The sequence below is a fragment of the Bacteroidota bacterium genome (genome assembly GCA_016714535.1).
Lineage (GTDB): Bacteria > Bacteroidota > Bacteroidia > AKYH767-A > OLB10 > JADKFV01.
In genome coordinates this window covers 433115-451249 of the sequence record JADKDR010000002.1, presented here as the reverse complement: position 1 = coordinate 451249, position 18135 = coordinate 433115, and the positions used below count along the sequence as shown (strand labels likewise).

Annotated in this window: 10 protein-coding genes and 2 pseudogenes; 6 read left to right on the top strand and 6 right to left on the bottom strand. The window is 38.4% G+C overall.

Annotated features, from left to right (window positions below; genetic code table 11):
* Positions 1–7 precede the first annotated feature (7 nt).
* The 4 genes and pseudogenes from IPO27_04955 to tsaE all read right to left on the bottom strand — a co-directional run bounded on the left by IPO27_04955 (position 8) and on the right by tsaE (position 5297).
* Positions 8–508, bottom strand: coding sequence for a TlpA family protein disulfide reductase (locus IPO27_04955; protein MBK8845945.1), 501 nt, complete (start codon positions 506–508; stop codon positions 8–10).
* A gap of 134 nt (positions 509–642) precedes the next feature.
* Positions 643–3141: a carboxypeptidase-like regulatory domain-containing protein gene (locus IPO27_04950; GenBank protein MBK8845944.1), complete on the bottom strand. Its 2499-nt coding sequence runs from the start codon at positions 3139–3141 to the stop codon at positions 643–645.
* A gap of 614 nt (positions 3142–3755) precedes the next feature.
* Positions 3756–4634 (bottom strand): annotated as a pseudogene (locus IPO27_04945) (hypothetical protein).
* Positions 4635–4868: 234 nt separating this feature from the next.
* The gene (gene tsaE / locus IPO27_04940; GenBank protein MBK8845943.1) at positions 4869–5297 is read right to left on the bottom strand and encodes a tRNA (adenosine(37)-N6)-threonylcarbamoyltransferase complex ATPase subunit type 1 TsaE; all 429 of its coding nucleotides are present in this window, start codon (positions 5295–5297) and stop codon (positions 4869–4871) included.
* A 208-nt stretch (positions 5298–5505) separates the two neighbouring features.
* Between tsaE and IPO27_04935 the strand changes: the two genes are divergently transcribed.
* On the top strand, positions 5506–9228 hold the full coding sequence (locus IPO27_04935; protein ID MBK8845942.1) for a T9SS type A sorting domain-containing protein: 3723 nt from the start codon (positions 5506–5508) through the stop codon (positions 9226–9228).
* A gap of 274 nt (positions 9229–9502) precedes the next feature.
* Here IPO27_04935 and IPO27_04930 read toward each other — a convergent pair whose 3' ends face one another.
* Positions 9503–9694 carry a DUF559 domain-containing protein gene (locus IPO27_04930; protein ID MBK8845941.1) on the bottom strand — a complete coding sequence of 64 codons (192 nt, stop codon included), beginning with the start codon at positions 9692–9694 and terminating at the stop codon, positions 9503–9505.
* A gap of 214 nt (positions 9695–9908) precedes the next feature.
* Here IPO27_04930 and IPO27_04925 point away from each other — a divergent pair, with 214 nt between their 5' ends.
* The 3 genes and pseudogenes from IPO27_04925 to IPO27_04915 all read left to right on the top strand — a co-directional run bounded on the left by IPO27_04925 (position 9909) and on the right by IPO27_04915 (position 12995).
* Complete coding sequence (locus tag IPO27_04925; GenBank protein ID MBK8845940.1) at positions 9909–10526, top strand: SirB2 family protein; 618 nt, start codon at positions 9909–9911, stop codon at positions 10524–10526.
* A 24-nt stretch (positions 10527–10550) separates the two neighbouring features.
* Positions 10551–11733: pseudogene (gene hflX, locus IPO27_04920) on the top strand (GTPase HflX).
* Between the two features lie 188 nt (positions 11734–11921).
* Positions 11922–12995 carry an acyltransferase gene (locus tag IPO27_04915; GenBank protein MBK8845939.1) on the top strand — a complete coding sequence of 358 codons (1074 nt, stop codon included), beginning with the start codon at positions 11922–11924 and terminating at the stop codon, positions 12993–12995.
* Between the two features lie 30 nt (positions 12996–13025).
* On the opposite strand, the gene IPO27_04910 is transcribed toward IPO27_04915, so the two are convergent.
* Entirely contained in the window at positions 13026–15095 is a 2070-nt protein-coding gene (locus IPO27_04910) for a T9SS type A sorting domain-containing protein (protein ID MBK8845938.1), read from the bottom strand.
* A 293-nt stretch (positions 15096–15388) separates the two neighbouring features.
* Between IPO27_04910 and recJ the strand changes: the two genes are divergently transcribed.
* Both recJ and IPO27_04900 read left to right on the top strand, forming a co-directional pair.
* Positions 15389–17149 (top strand): single-stranded-DNA-specific exonuclease RecJ, encoded by a 1761-nt coding sequence (gene recJ, locus IPO27_04905; GenBank protein MBK8845937.1) that lies wholly within the window; start codon positions 15389–15391, stop codon positions 17147–17149.
* A gap of 320 nt (positions 17150–17469) precedes the next feature.
* Positions 17470–17967 (top strand): hypothetical protein, encoded by a 498-nt coding sequence (locus IPO27_04900; protein ID MBK8845936.1) that lies wholly within the window; start codon positions 17470–17472, stop codon positions 17965–17967.
* The last annotated feature ends 168 nt before the right edge of the window (positions 17968–18135 follow it).

The following is an 18135-nucleotide window of genomic DNA, read 5'->3' as shown; positions in this document are numbered from 1 at the left end:
TGAAGCCTTATTCTTTAGCCGATAGTTTTATTACCTCTTCTAACAATTTTAATTCATCACCGGGAACATAACTGGTGTGCTGATGAATAATTTCGCGCTTACCATTCAGTATCAGAGTAAAGGGAACATTCGTAATATTAAGGGCACGTTTAAAATCGCTATTGGCATCAATGTAAACTTCGTATGGCCATGCCTTACCATTTACAAATGGTTTTACACTATTCATGGTTCGGGCATCATCAATAGAGATAGCCACAACTTTAACTCCTGTTTTTTCCTGCCACTCGGTATATACTTCGCTTATAGCATTAAGCTCATTTACACAAGGCTTGCACCAGGTTGCCCAGAAGCTAACTATCATTGGTTTGTCGCCATTAGAGATGCTGTCGGTAGTAACAATTGTGCCATTTAAGCTTTTTACATTTACACGGGGCAAAGTGCTTGCCTGCTGCGCAAAAGTGATAACCGATACCAACATTAAGATTGCGGCTAAAAGACTTTTTTTCATATTCGATACTTTGATTTTTTTAATAGAAGGTCTGGAGAATTAATCGTGCCAAAATTATATTAATTTATCATGTGTTGCGGCAAATTCATTCATTATTTACCAAAGGCCTAATTAGAATACAAAAGTGCAGTTTATTAAAAGGTAAGTTGCAAGCTACCACGAATACCAAATTGTGCTGGGGCTTTGCTCAATGTTCCAAATCGCTCTTTATACTTAGCAATGTATTCTTTGTTAATGTACGTTTGTCGCCACAGGAAGTCGATGCGAATAATTTTAAATATATTTTCTATGCCAACCCCGGTTTCAAAATATGGCTTACTCTTGAGTGAACTAAATGCAGACGGGTCTTTTAAAATTAACCTGTTTTTTTCGGAAAGGCTTCCATAAACAATGCGGGCGGTGGCTACCTCACGCCATTTTAGTTTTCGCAACAGGGGGAATTTGTCCAAAAATATTCCATTAAAGTGATGGGTAGCAATCACGCTTAAATAGGCATCACTTACAAATTCATAAAAATTCATAAGGTTGTAGGCTGCATAATCATAAAAATAAGATTCGTTTCCTTGATGTACTTGGAGCAAAGGATAAGGCACGGTCCCAAAAATTTTTCCTGCTTCTGCAATCATGTAGGTATATCCAAAGGGTTTAAACGAAATATCATCGGTAACCCGAATGCTTACTTTATGGTAAGTAAAATCACTATTAAGAACTCCTTTTAGTCCAACTGTATAATTAGCTTGAATAATAGGCCATCGTGACCCAATGCTAATGCGGTCAACTTTGCCGGCAACAAACTTTTCGCGATAATAAAATCGTGTATAAAAACTTACTTCCGAGCTATTAAGAAATTCGCGTGGTGCCGCATTCGTATCGCTCATGGGATAGTAAGCATAACTTAGAGGCGCAATAGGACTTAATTCGCTTTTTGTAAATGAGATACGATTACTAAATCCATCAAACCATTCGCGTTCAAGATAAATTTTCTGTGTAATAATTTTGGTTAGCTTGGTAGCAGGCGATCTTCTGAAAACAGACGATAAAATATTATCGTCCTGAAAAGCATTATCACTTTGCCCCAATTGTCTTATATCATCGCGATAGTTGAGTCCAATGGTAGTGCGAGGTTTTCGATCAATAATATATCGTAAGCCACCACCGAATTTAAAATCCTCATCTTTAAAACCATATGCAACATATCCCTCCAGTTGCAGACGTTCGCTAATCTCATTGCTGGTGCGGCCTCCCAAGCGCAGGCGAAACCCTTCGTAGGTATTAAAACTGGCAAAGGTAAAGTAGGGGCCAAACTCTAATGCGCCAAAATCTTTGTATCCGGTAACAAATAGTGTAATTAAGTCTACATACGTTTTAAAAGCAGGCAGGCTTTTTATAGTGTCTACCATGGCATATATCTGCTTTTCGCGTGCGTTCAAACTATCATGCCGCGCATCATTCCAAAAGACTTCACCTTTTTTCTCGCTGCCTTCGAGCACACGAATATTTTCGGCAGGTGTAAAAATTTTATCGTCTATTTTTTGATTAACAATATACTTCTTATACGAACCTGTCTTACGGCCAATCATGCCCAGACCATCTTCTTTGGTTGCAAAATCTATTACAAGAATATCGCGGCTTTGCATCCACAAGGTATCGTGCAGGCAAGTGTATTCCTGCACTATGGCCATATCGTTGATAAAATTAATGTTGGCATCTTCGGCAATGCGCATAGTCATCTTCTTAATGGCGAATGTGGTATCGTGTACCCAAAAATCTCCTGTGAAGGTGAGCTCTTGCTTTCTGCGTGGCTTAAATTTCATCTTGTAACACCACCGTCCATCCAACGATGCACTATCGGTTAAGTAATATTTGTAATAGGCTTGTCCAAATCCCGATATGGGACTGATAAAATCTTTTCCAAACAAATAAATAAAATTGTTATATACATTAATATTTTGGTACATATCTCCCAGAAACTGCGTTACGGTAGCATTCTCAAGCCCTGATACTTTACTTGCTTTAATTACTTCCTGAGTAGTTTTAGGGCTGTTTTTAAAATAAAAATCGCTGAGGTTTTCAGTGATAAAAAATGGAAGAAAAGGTTTCTCATTGCTTTCTGATGAATCCATCTTTTCGAAAATGAAACTAAATGGTTTTACCACCCTGGAGTTTTTAACTTTGTCAGGAATATTAGTCATATCAAATTCGAGCTTGCTATATACCTCGCATTGATAGTATTCGAGATTACGTTTATTGTTAGCGTCTTTGCGTTCAATTATTTTTTTAAGCATAATATCAGCAGGGTTCTCTCCTGCTTTAACTACTACCTCGAGCAACTCTACCCTATTTACCTTCATTAATACGTTAATAACCTGGGTTTGATTTTTTTTAACCGGCATGGCTACTTGCTTATATCCTACAATACTGAATAATAAGCTGTCGGAAGGGGTATTTGTTTTGATGCTATAAGCACCATTAAAATCGGTATTGACACCGGCCTGCGACCCTTTAAATACAACCGCAACAAAAGGCAGTGGTTCATTTGTAAGTTCATCAGTTACTTTACCGGTAATGATGGTTTGAGCAAAAAGTACGTTTGTAAAGAATAATAAGAAAAAAAGGAAACTTGTTTTCAGCATAACAAATATAATTCGGAACCACTTGCAAATATCTTAATTGCTGTGGCAAATAAAGATAAATAATTTCAATTTAAATTAAGAAAGAGGCAGTTAAAGAGCAAAAAAATGAGGAGAAATAAACTTCAAACCAACTTGCATGATAATCATGTAGAGTAAAAAGCAAGTATTCAAGATGCTGTCTTTGCTGCTTCTTTAGTTGGTTGATTTGTTGACTCCTAAAAAATGGCTTGCCGTTTTTAGATTATTAAATTGCAAACCCTGAGCAAAAATGGATCTACAGAACTACTCTTCTATTGACCACTGAACCCGCAATCAAATTGATCCCACTTGCAGTTCCCGCCCTTCTTGTCTATAGTTATTTTTACTTTTCAAAAGTGTGATTTTTCTCTTGATTTATACTCTTAATAAATCGCAGAAAAGCGTTTTCAAACTTGGAGAGATTATTTACAAAAAACTCATTCTTTCTCACTCACTGATTGTCATTAATTAAACTCACATCTCGAAGTTCGTGCTTTATTCACACATATTATTCTATGGTAATTCTTTCTGCAATTGTGAATTGCCATATGCATGTTCATCACCATCTATACTTTTTAATATTTATTTGCAGTCGCTTAACTTTTATTTACTACTGTTACCTTTTTTTTAGTTGGAGTTTTGGTCTTAGCAGGCAATGACTTTAGAGCATCTTTTGCATTTAATGACGTTACTACTTTTTTTCCAGTTTTTGACTCCAATTCCAACCTTGCTACTTTAGCTACATTGCCTCCTGGTTTCGCTATCTTTTTGCTTTCTTCAAAACCTATTGGGTTAAAGGCAGCTGAGATTTCTTTGGTAGAAGCTTCAGCCAGCATATTCAGAATTAATTCTGTGTTAGTCATATTATCTCGTAGGTTCTCTTTTTTCTATCCCTTAAAGACTTTATACTGCGTAGTGGTTTTGTCACTCCATGCCTTTGTAATAATATTCCTAAGCGCAGCAAATTGCTGTCCTTCTTTTAAGCCTCTTTTCTTCCATTCATCGATAAGTTCTTTTCGTATTTCAATACTTTTTAGCCGTTGGTTTATCCGGCTTTTAGAATAGCTCAATTTCAGATATTACTCTAATACCCTGTCTATGCATAGTTTAGGGTCTTGCATTTCAACGAGCCTTTCTGATGCAACGTGTGCCAACCATCGTTCAAATGGTTCTGCTTTGGGCGAAGGAATGGATTGTATTAAACGAAAAAGTTGTTCGGTATCTGCTACATCGGTCTGATATAATTTACCATCGGCTGATTGCATTTTCAGTTGTCCGATTTTTTCGGACAACTCACTACCATCCTTTTTTAGATTGGCTTTAGGGTCGCTCCAATACTTTCGAGGTGGCGGTCAGTTCCAGTAAGCATTTTCTATCACATCCACAATGGAACTATACTACTTCTCTTGCTCCACATCCCAAATGGTGCGTACTTGCGTTTCTTCAAATAATTTTATGGTGGCTTCCTTTGTCATTTGTTTATTGGATGGTTTCAATTTTATTTAATTTTATGTGTTTTGGGTTTGATGTTTTGTTTTGGGTTCTGTGTTTTGGGTTTTGTTTTAGATTATAAAGTATTCATTTTCCTTCAAAATGTTTAGCGGGTAAATCAGCTTTGTGCAATGTCTTTTTTCGTTTATCATTCGAAGTTCTATTTGTGTTGTTCTGCTTATAAAGTCGCTGCTAATACAAGGTTAAGAACATTGTAATTAGTTAGAAGTACTAAGTTTAAAAATTCGACTTTCTCCCTCCTTAATAATTCTGACAATTAAATGTTGTGGAGGCAGCAATCCTTCCACTTTCTCGGGCCATTCGATAAGGCATATATCGTGACCATAAAAATATTCTTCGTAGCCAAGGTCATAAAATTCGCGATGCGAATTCAACCGATAACAATCGAAATGATAGATTAACCTGCCCGATTCGCTCACATACTCATTTACAATGGCAAAGGTTGGACTTGCCGTTGCTTGCATTACACCAAGCTCATTACAAATCAATTTGATGAGTGTGGTTTTGCCAGCACCCATTTCGCCATAAAATGCGACTACCGGATACTCCTTTAGTTTGTCTGCAATAGCATGAGCAACTATTGGTAATTTTTCTAATTCGGATATTTTATATTCTTGTAGTGTCATCGGCTGCAAGAATACTTAATAATTAAGATGGAAAAAAAGATAATTCCATTGACTGCTATTATCCAACCATGCATTGCTAGCATTTACAACGCATTTACCATTTCTAAATAAATAATGAACATACCCCTGCTTCTACTTCACCACTTGCAAAAACATATTTTATTCATGTTAAATTGTATTACTTTCACAACTCAAAAAATTTATTTAAATGAATATTAAAAAACTATCATTCATTATTGTTGCCATTATACTAAGCAACTTTGCGCAGGCACAACCCCAATGGCAATTATATGGCGATCTCAATGGTGGCATGTGCAACAAGTTGCAGGAAGTTGATGGCGATCTTTTTGCTGCATTCGAATTTAATCAGGCTGCAGGTGGTATTTGGCGCACACAAAACAATGGCCAATCGTGGATTGAAAAAACAGCAGGCCTCAACTCTAATCATGTGCGCGATATTGTTAACTGGAATAATACGCTTGTTGTAGCAACCTATGATACCGTGTATTATTCAACCGATAAAGGCGATACCTGGAATCCGATGAACAATGGCCTTATTCAATATACAGGCATGATAAATTTGTGTGTACACAATAATAAATTGTATGGTAACATGTCTACACCAGGTGGCCTTAGCGAAATCTGGAAATTAGATGTGCTTAATGGAAACTGGACCAACACGGGATTTTCGCTGTTTAGCACCAACTACTATGTAACCAAACTGGAATCGATAGGAAATGCCATATATGCGCTAACCAACTGGCAGTACTGCCTTTTAAAATCCACTGACGAAGGTGTTACCTGGAACAATGCTTCAAATGGTATTGCCTTTAATGTAAGTGCCTTAGCCTTAGGTGGACGTAATGATACCCTTTACCTATCGGCAGGTAGCGACATTTATAATTCATTGGATGGCGGACAATCATGGAATCAAGCCTCTAATGGACTGTTTGGGCAAATTGCTACTTTCAATTTTCTGGTGGATGGCAATACAATTTATTGTATTGCTTTTGATTCGCAACTTTCAGCAGCTCCATTTGGTGGAGGCACCTGGACTACGGTTGTAAATTCGGGTCTCCCTCAAAAAGTATTGTGCCGCTCGTTTACCAAATATAACGGAAGCTATTTTGTTGGCATTATCGAAGGCATTTATAAATCGAGCGGAGGAGTGAATAGTTTTGCAAAATCATCTACCGGAATAACCAATACCATCATCCAAAAAATATTCAAACGTGGAAACGATTTTCTGGCAAGTCTCTCGAGCCAAGCTGGAATTTATGCATCAACCAATAATGGTGTCAATTGGGCAGCTACCAATAATTCGAACAACGATGTTATTTTGGATTTTGCCTATTTCAATAATGAATACATTGCAGGTGGATTTGGTACAATTTATAGATCGCCAACTGCTATGGGCCCCTATGCTATGTCTTTTAGTTTGACGGGTGGTATTACCAAAAAATTTATGAATTGGGGTAGCGAATTATACATGACCACCAACAATGGCATATGGAAATCGACAGATGCCATCACTTGGACCAACGCTAATAATGGCCTGCCGGCAAATGTTACTTATGATGATCTTATAAACATTGGCACTACATGGTTTACAACACAGAGCGATGATGTTTATCGCAGCACGAATGCAGGTCAAAGTTGGACCCTAGATAATGCCGGAATTGTTTCACCTTACTTTCAGCGAAAATTACTTGCTAATGGAAATCGTGTTTGGCTTTGCGAACTTGGATTTATACACAGCAAGCTATTGACTGATTCGGCATGGCAACTTGTTAACCTGCAATACTCGGGTACCAGAGAAATAATCTATTATCAAGGCAACCTGATTAGTGGCGATAGGATATCGATAGATGACGGAGCCCATTGGCAAAACTATAATGATGGGTTTAAAAATGATTTGGGAGCAATTTCAGATATTCGTGAAGATAATGGAAAATTATATGCAGCTACACAAGGCTCTTCGCTATGGTCGCGCGATGCGGTGCTGAATATTACTAATGTTCAAACTTCGGCATCTTCGCTTTGTAGTGGTACTAGCCTGAACGTAAGTTTCTCCAGTGCACTCACTTTTAATAGCGACAACACTTTTTATGTATTGTTGAGCGACAGCAACGGCTTTTTTGCCAAGGCTGATACCATTGGGTCATTAATGGCTACTACAGCCTCCTCTATTGCCTGTTCTATTCCTACCAATGTGGCGCAAGCCAACAATTACAAGATTAAAGTTTTTTCAACTTCGCCAGCCGTTTTAACCGAGACCATGCTTGTACCGGTTACCATATACGCTAAAGCAAAAATACAATTGCAACCAGCCAATCAAAAAACTTGTGAAAATCAAAATACTGCTGTTTACTGTTATGCTACCGGCAGCAACCTGCAATATACCTGGCAGGCTGATACTGGAACCGGCTATTTTAATTTACAAGCAAACAGTTATCATGTTTCGGTAAATCAGCCCCTGATGTACCTTACCAATCCTCAGGCATGGATGGATGGTAATAAATACCGTTGTATTGTTTCGGGCGAATGCAATTCGGTTGATACCAGCACTGCCGTTACACTTAACGTAAGTAATGTTTATGCCTCCATTATCCAACAACCCACAGATAGTGCGATATGTGAATTCTATAATGCTGCTTTTACGGTTGCAGGCAACAACATATCATCTTATCAATGGCAGGTGGATATGGGTAGCGGCACCTATACTGACTTAAGTAATAGCTCAACGTATATAGGCACCAAAACAAGCCAATTATATATACAATCGGCAGCAGTAGCGTTGAACGGGTATAAATACCGTTGCAAACTTGGTGAGTGCTCCTACTCCAACGAGGCAACCTTATATGTAAATTCGAACACAGTAATAAATGCGCAACCACAAGATGCTTACTCTTGCGGTACCGGCATGGTGGTATTTCAGGTAAAGGCAATTGCTTCGGGTATTATTTATGAATGGGAAGTTGACAGCCTTAATGGCTCAGGGTTTCAGTTCGCAACAAGCAACTCGGTTTATAACGGCTCCTCAACAAATCTACTACAGCTCACTAATGTTTCGGCATCAATGAATGGCTTTAAGTTTCGCTGTGGAATATATAACTCATGTAATTTCACTGTTACCTATACCCAGGAAGTGATCCTGAACTATAATGCGGCTCCTTCAATTACTTTACAGCCTGTCAATCTAAGTATATGTGAGAACGCTAACGCTCAATTCGTTGCGCAAGCCGCTGCTGCCACCACTTACTTATGGTATATAAATTCAGGAAACGGCTGGAGCCCACTTGTTGATAGTGGAAATGTAAGTGGTGTCACCAATGATACCTTGCAGCTTGGAAATGTAAATACAAGTTATAACGGTGCCCGTATACGCTGCCTCATTGGAGGCTGTGCGTTTAGTGATAGCGCTTCGCTAATAGTAAATACAAATCCGATAGTGACCCTTGCCACGCAGCCAACCATTTGCTTATACAATGGTGCCATCAACTTAACCGGAGGAAGCCCGTCAGGTGGAACTTACAGCGGAACAGCTGTAAACAATGGATTTTTTGACCCACTTGCTGCCGGTGTCGGAATACACGCTGTAACTTATATCTATACAGCAAGCAATGGCTGCGCAGATGCAGCCATTGGCACCATAGGTGTTGACAACTGCTTATCTATACCAGAGAAGGATGCGATGGATATTCTGGTATTTCCCAATCCAACTAATACAGGCATGGTAACAATACGCACAACTTCTGCTAGTGATGGTACGCAACTAATACTTTCCGATACACATGGCAGGATTTGCTTACAGCAACCACTGCTTACAAACGAAGTTCAGCTTAACATTGAAAAACTCAGCCCCGGTGTTTATAACCTGCTGCTATATTCAAAAGAAAATAGAATAGTTAGACGAATAGTAAAATTATAAAAGAGTCTTGTGGCTTGCTTTTGAACTTGTTTCAAAGCCCGCTTTAAGAAGTATACTATTAGGACTGGTTGTTGAATATCTATATTAAACGATAGTTCATTTTACTATTAGTCTAACTTCTTACTCAGCCTTACCATCTCTAAATGCAAATTATTCAGCGCATTTTAATCCCAATACACCCCAAACCCCTTAAGGGGCTTGCCTTTACTCGGATGGCTGATTTGCTTTATTTAATTTTTTGTTTCAGTTGATTGATTGTGTTTTCGATTTCATTCTATGCATCGGTGATTTGGTTTAGGATAATTTCATTGGTAAAGCGAATTTCATAAATACCTTTTTCATTCAATAATTTGGTGCGCTCAATATCGTATTCCTTCTGAGTTACATTTTGATGTACTTTGTGATCTACTTCAATCGAAAATTTCAAATTGAATTGGCTTTGCTGATAAATGCAGATTTTAAAAATATTTCTTACTCATATAAAACAAATTTTACATAATCCCTGAATTTAAGCCCCTTAATGGGTTTGGGGTGCATTTGGGCCTGTACAACACCCTTTACTTTCAAAAAAAAATCCACTCAGCATAAATACAAAACATAAATCGCAAACAGGTTCTAAATTTTCTTTGCATCATTCATGCACTTTGTTGTTATTTGTTTCCTCAAAAAAAAACAAAACGATGTATACTGGAATGCTACATACACACAAGTTGAGTGTGATCTTATTCTTAGTTCTTTATCTGATAAAAACTGCTTTGCTTATTTTTGGTAAAACTGAGCTGCTTACCCGTGTTACCAAAGCAACACGCATTACCGAAATGATTATAAGCACCTTGTTCTTGGCCACGGGCATTTACTTATTAATATATACCGGCAATAAAGGTGCATGGTTATGGGTAAAATTAATTGCTGTAGCCACCAGCATTCCTCTTGCCATTATGGCCTTTAAAAAACAGAATAAAAATCTGGCATTACTTTCACTTATATTCATTGTATATGCTTACGGTGTCAGCGAGAGCAAGAACCTCATGTTTAGTAGTGCCAAGCCCGATTTGCCTGCTGGTACAGACCTTAAAGCGGGAGAAATAATATTTGCTAATCAATGTGTAAACTGTCATGGTAGCGATGGCAAACTTGGGTTGAGTGGTGCTAAGGATTTAACTGCAAGCGCACGCACCCATGCAGAGAAAGTTGAAATTGTAACGCATGGCAAAAATGCCATGCAAGCTTATGATAAAATGCTGAGTGCTGAGCAGATAGAAGCGGTGGTTAGCTACGTAGAGACTTTAAATAAATAATAAAACACCAAGTTGCCAAAACACATACAGCGCTTAGCTACAGACGAACGCGCCATACTGATAGGAGTTTCGCTCAAGAGCAATGCCGATGAACTTATTACAGAATACCTGGACGAACTAGCGTTTCTTGCCGAAACAGCAGGAGCAAAAGTAGTCAAACGCTTTACCCAAAAATTAGACTATCCAGACCAGCGAACCTATGTTGGCTCAGGCAAGTTGGCAGATGTGGCAGCATTTATTGTGGCCGAAAATATAGACCTGGCCATTTTTGATGATGAGTTGAGCCCTGCTCAACTGCGCAACATTGAAGGCAGCATTAAGTGCAAAGTACTTGATCGTACTGGATTGATACTTGACATATTTGCCAAGCGTGCGCGTACCGCGCAAGCAAAAATACAAGTGGAGCTAGCGCAGTACCAATATTTATTACCACGACTTACACGCATGTGGACACACCTTGAAAAGCAACGTGGTGGTATTGGTATGCGTGGCCCCGGAGAAACAGAAATAGAAACCGACAGGCGCGCAATCCGAAACAAGCTAAGCATATTAAAAGTAAAGCTTGCTGATATTGATAAGGTAAATAACACCCAACGAAAATCACGCGGCAATGTGGTGCGCAGCATTAATAGGTTATACCAATGTTGGCAAATCTACCCTGATGAATCTGTTGAGCAAGAGTGATGTGTTTGCCGAAAACAAATTATTTGCAACATTAGATACAACAGTGCGCAAAGTGGTGTTGTCCACCATTCCTTTTCTATTGAGTGATACAGTTGGGTTTATACGCAAGTTGCCGCACGACCTGGTAGAGTCGTTTAAATCTACCTTAGATGAAGTGCGCGAAGCGGATATCCTCATCCATGTGGTAGATATTTCGCATACCGGATTCGAAGAACAAATAAATGTAGTAAACCAAACACTGGTAGAACTGAATGCTGCCGATAAGCCTACCCTTCTTGTTTTTAATAAAATTGATGCATATCGGTTTTCCCCTAAGGAAGAAGACGACCTTACTCCAATGACAAGAGAAAATATTTCGCTTGAGGAATTGAAACGTACTTGGATTGCCAAGGTAAATGCGCCATGTGTATTTATTAGTGCGCAACAAAAAAACAACCTGGACGAACTGCGCGAACGATTAATACAAATGGTGGGCACCATTCATAACAAGCGATATCCGAACATGCCCCAACCTTTGAATTGAAATTTAGTCTAAAATTTTCGCTCACACTGTATTATCAAAATACCTGCACAGGAAAAAAAACTTACCATAGTATTATTAAAAATAAGTTTAGCCAGCCAGAAAGTTGCGACCAATTCGATTTAATAAAAAGTTTAGACGCTTGAAATAGTTTTGCAAACAAAACTTACTTTGCCCATGATTTAATGAAAGTGAAAACCTCCGGTTATTATATAAAAAGCTATGATGGGCTACGTGGTGCATTTGTACCTCCGGTGTTAATGACGCATTTAGGAGTGTTTGATTTTCTTTATGGTGGAGCCTTCACACACCGCATTTGGCTTACCATTAGCGGACACACTGCCTTGTATGGTTTCTTTTGCTTGAGTGGTTTTTTAATTACTACTATTCTACTTAAAGAAAAAGAAAAGTGTGGCGATGTATCCATAAAGCGATTTTTAATCAGGAGGGCATTGCGCCTGTTGCCTCCTTTGATTTTATTTTACCTCGTAGTGGCCTTGTTTATGCATCAAGGCTTGATAGTGCCTCAATGGGTAGCATTGGCCTGTTCGGTTTTTTATTGTTTTAATTTTATACCCAACAAATTTTGGAGCAACGAACTCAGCCATACCTGGAGCCTGTCGGTTGAAGAACAATTTTACCTACTATGGCCATGGCTTATAAAATATTTACGAAGCAAAATTATTTACCTCATCTGTATCGGTACGGTTATACTTTCTATTGTTGCTATTGTAGTTTACCCACACATTTCGTTTTCTTATCAAAACGAAACCCATACCATCGCTTCCGCATTTTTTGAAGAGCGCTTCTTGCTTCCAGCCATTTGTCCGGTATTGTGTGGTTCGGTGGCGGCTCTATTGTTTTTTTATTTTAATAACAAAGTAATCTCGCTTATTAAATTATCTGTGAGTGTACCATTATGCATTTTGCTCATGTGCTGCCCTATGTATTTTCCATCGGCAATTTTGCCTTTTGCATTTATATTGCAAGCTGCGGGGCTTAGTATTTTTATTTTATGGATTACAGTTTTTAACAACAGTATTATTTCGCGCATATTACAAACCAACGTGTTGGTTTTGGTTGGCAACATGAGCTATGCTATTTATATATGGCAAGGACTCTTTTTAGGTACTGCACCTACCAGCCAAAAATGGTTTCAGCAGTTTCCGCAAAACCTGGCACTAACTATGGCAGTGGCTGCCTGCTCCTATTTTATAATTGAAAAACCCCTGATGCGCTATAAACAAAAATACAGCAATATTTAGATTGCTGCATGTTTATTAAATGATAAACTACTATTGCTTGAGTATATTTGTTTCGCCACGATATTCCTTCGACTCGAAAGAGATATGATATAATCCGCTTTTAAGTGCAGAGGTATCAATAGTAAAGTTGTTCTTGCCCGATGTAAATTCATAAAAAGGTATGGCAATTACGGCTCTACCCAATTCATCATATACGGTAATGGTAACATTGTTAATGCTTTGTGGAATATCGATGGCAAGATTTACAAAATCGCCTGCCGGATTGGGGTAAGCACTTAGCTGGAACTTTGATAGGCTCACTACCTCTTGTTGTGCCTTTCGTAAATGATTAAATCCATAAAAAACAATGGGGTTACTAATTACAACCGGATTATCATACTGATCATAAATGGCTATGCGAACAAAATTTGGTTGTGATATATCGAGCATAAAACTATCTACCGGATTAATAAGCAATGCATCGTGAATATAATGAACATTGGCACTACTATCAATAAGCCCTTGTGTGAGCCGCACCTTCGAATTTGGTGGCAAGCTTAAGGCACTCATTCGTAAATAAACTACGCTATCGGGCGAGGCCACCCGCGCACCCATAGGCACACCACCTGCCTGAAAAAAGAATTTATTTTTCCACAGTTTCATATTGGCAGCATACATGTACCCGTTGCTTAGGGCATCTACCAGGTTTGCAGCATCATCTGTTTGCGACCATATAATAGTTGACATACTATTAAGCGTCTTCCACGTACCACCATGATTATCATTTGCACCCACCCCATATACCAAGCGGCCTTTGTTGGTAAGCTTATCCCACAATTTAAGGTGGTGTTTCATATCGGCATAACCACGAATGGCGTAGCCAACTTCTATCATATTTACACCATATACATTATTGGTAACAAGCAGGTTCATGAGCGAGTCTGTTCTTGAATCGAGTACCGAATCAGATTGTTGAGGTGTATACTTCACACCAAATGGATGGCACATAGAAGTAATTCCACCTACTGCCGCTGTGCGCTGCACAAATAAATCGTAATTGGTTTTGTTACCATAGTCAATAAGCACATCAAGCGGCAAAGTATCTACCGGGTAATACGAATTGATATGTGTGGCCGCGGCACCGGGACTGAACTCAGAGCTAACAAAATTCTTTATTCCATACTCATTAGAATAGCTATTTGCCAATTGGCGTTCTTCAGCAAGGTTCGATTGCCCAGCATCGTCAGAGCAAATTTTGAAAAATTTAAACTTAAACAAAGTAGATTGCAAACTACGGGTTGATACTTTGATGTTATAATCGCTAAGTGTATTGTCATTTCCATCTTGCATAAGCGATGCATCGGCATATAAATCAAGATTGCGCGAGTTCCACACATTTACTGCAATAGGAACAGTAACCAACACGGTATTGGGACTGAGCAACTCTTTTGTAGCATTCATAAAACTATTTACAAAACGATAAATAATTTTCTGTTGCACATTGGTTCCTCTATTGTGATAGGCAAGTAAAAAGGTAATTTCTGGCCTTATATGTCCTGTTGATGGCAGATTAGTACAAAACACTTGTATTAGTGCATAAGGATGCGAAGTCATGGGTTTTACAAATCCGGCAGTGCCCTGCAACAAAGATCCATTAGCATTTTTGGGGTTATACCCAACATATTGATATGTGCTTGAACTTGAGTTTGATTGAAAATTAATATTAAAACCATCTTGCGAATCAAAGCTTACCGAGTGGATGCCACCTGCCTTTTGTAACTTCCATGTTTTGGGCGATGTTGATGTTCCGTTTGGAATAGAAATATCTCCGTTGGATAATATGGTTGCATTATTAAATTTAAACTGCACTGCACTTTGTTGCTTCCAAAAATCCCAATGTTCGGTAAACCAAATAGCGTCTACGTTCATTTTATTTGCCTGATTGTTTTGATATTGCATACTAGCAGGTGTTATACTTCCATTGTGATTGCTCAATGCATGCACATGCAAAGCGGTGCTATAAATATTTTTTCCGTTAGGGAAAATGGATTGACCAAACGAAAAACCAAAAATAAAATTTACAGAAAAAATAAAACCGAAAACCCTTTTCAAAATTCTCATAATTAAACTGCTTGTGGCTTGTTAAAAATTAATAAATAATTGTCCTAAGTTCCTGAATAGTAATTTTCCAAAAGTAAAAACATATTTATAAATCCCAAAGCTACCTGGTTAGTAAATCATATCTGTATCGTTACTTGATTATATTTTTTTTGCAAAACATCGGTATAGGTTAATAGAAACAAACAATTCAGGCATTGCAATTAATGCATTGGATGGGGTGCGGCTTTAATATTTTTTTGTAGCAATAAAATATTACATTTGTAGCGTTACTCAAAGTAATATAAATAACACAAATGTCGAAACGATGGGTGTTCAAACCTGCAGATAATGATGCAGCTGTGGCAGAACTTACTGCACAGCTAGGCATACACCCTGTTTTATGCAGACTCCTGGTACAACGTGGTATAACCACTTTTGAAGAAGCCAAAAATTTTTTCCGCCCCAATCTTGACCAACTTCACAACCCATACCTGATGAAGGATATGGATAAGGCCGTTGAACGTGTTAATGCAGCTATTGCTGCCAAAGAGCGCATTATGGTTTATGGCGATTATGATGTGGATGGAACTACTGCTGTTTCGTTAATGTATCTATTTCTGCGCAGTTTGTTTGCCAATGTTGATTTTTATATTCCCGACCGTTACCTGGAAGGGTACGGAGTAAGTTTTGCAGGTATCGACTATGCCAAACAAACAGGATGCACCCTGATTATTGCTCTTGACTGTGGCATTAAAGCAATGGACAAGGTGAAATATGCCAAAGAGCAGGGGATAGAATTTATAATTTGCGATCATCACCGACCAAGTGACGAATTGCCCGATGCAGTTGCCGTACTCGACCCTAAACGTAACGATTGCAACTATCCTTATAAAGAACTTACCGGTTGCGGCATTGGGTTTAAACTGGCACAAGGCATAGCGCAAAACAATAGCATACCCTTTAGCGAACTGGAACAATACCTGGACCTTGTAGCCATAAGCACTGCTGCCGATATTGTGGAATTAAAAGGTGAAAACAGAATATTGATGCACTTTGGGTTGAAGCGCTTAAATTCGAATCCACGGCATGGCATTAAAGCAATTTCTAAAGTTGGGAAAATTGAAAATAAGATTCTTGATGTTAACGATATCGTGTTTGTTATTGCGCCACGCATAAATGCTGCCGGACGCATAGAAAGTGGCAAGCAGGCGGTTGAATTGTTGATTAGCAAAGATGTGGAACGTGCCGGATTTCATGGCGATGAGATTGATGAAAAAAATAATACCCGCAAAGAACTGGATGCCATTACTACCGAACAGGCCCTGACTATGATTGAGCAAAATATGGATTTTGTAAACAGACGCTCTACGGTGGTCTTTAATCCAGAGTGGCATAAAGGGGTTATTGGAATTGTGGCTTCGCGCCTTACCGATAAATATTACCGACCAACCATTGTGCTTACACAAACCAATGGACACATTGCCGGTTCGGCACGCAGTGTGAAAGATTTTGACATCTACAATGCCATAGAAGCATGCAGCGACTTGCTCGATCAGTTTGGTGGTCATACCTATGCAGCAGGCCTTACTATGAAAATAGAAAATGTAGATGCCTTTATTGAAAAGTTTGAACGTATAGTTGCCGAAACGATTGAAGTAAATAGCCTGACCAAAGAAATAGAAGTTGATGCCATTTTAGATTTTCATGATATAACTCCCAAGTTTTACAGGATACTTAAACAATTTGCTCCCTTTGGCCCTGGTAATATGGCTCCTAACTTCCGCACCAATCAAGTTACTGATAATGGCTATGGGCGTGTGGTTGGAAATAATCATCTTAAAATTTCGCTCTATCAGGATGGGGTGAGCAAATTAAAACTTGATGGTATTGGTTTTCAATTAGGCGACCACTTTGCGCACGTTAACAAGCGACTGCCATTTCATATTATTTACCATATTGACGAAAATTATTTTAATAATAAGACCACCCTACAACTCAACATTAAAGATATTAAAACCGAACTTCCTCCATCCGAAGTTATTCCCGATACAGCGCAGCACATAAAGGTTGACTAATTTTTTATTCCAAAAATATTTCCGTCTCTTTTAATTACCAGTTTCTATAGCCATTACATTTTTAATTTTAATTGAGGTTTATCAATTTGCTTATTCCTGCCTTATTTGCTATGTGACAAAAGTGGAAAACAAAGGGAGGATTACAGGTACGTGGGCAGCAATAAAATATTTTGAAATAAAAAGTTTGATTGATTTCTTATAAATTAGTTTTTGTTTAATTTGTGAAATAATGCCGGACATTTATCTTGGTTATCTTTCCAAACAAAAGGGGAATTTAATTTAGTAGTATTAGCAGAACGACCTTCAACAAACAGAAAAACATGACTCTACACGAAGCAACAGAAAAACTATTAAGACAAACTGGACGATCAATGACGACCCAGCAAATTGCTGACGAGTTGAATAAAAATGGTTGGTATCAAAAAAAGGACGGCTCGACAATTCAAGCATTTCAAATTCACGGCAGAACAAGAAACTACGCTACCATTTTTGACCGTGACGGCTCGACAGTTTCACTAATCGAACAACCAACAACTAAAGTAAAAGCAACACCAGCAGAAAAACCGAAGGCTTTAGAAGAATTACCAAGACCAAACTCGACATATACCAAAACATCGTTTGACCCAATTTCAAATACTGATACGAACATTTTGATTTTAGGAACTATGCCGGGTGACAAATCTCTTGAACTTGGCGAGTATTACTCAAATACAAGAAATAGATTTTGGAAAATTATTTCCACTATTACTAACAGCGATTTACCGCTTACCTATTCCGACAAAAAAGAACTTTTACTGAAATCTAAAATTGGAATTTAGGACGTAGCTCGTAAAGCAAATCGAAAACGCAGCCTTGACAGTGAAATTGCTGACGAAGAACCAAACGACCTGGATAACTTTATCGCCAATCACAAGAATTTAAAAGCTATCGGTTTCAACGGGACAAAAGCAGAAGAAATGTTCGACAAGTATTTGAATAGAAAAAGT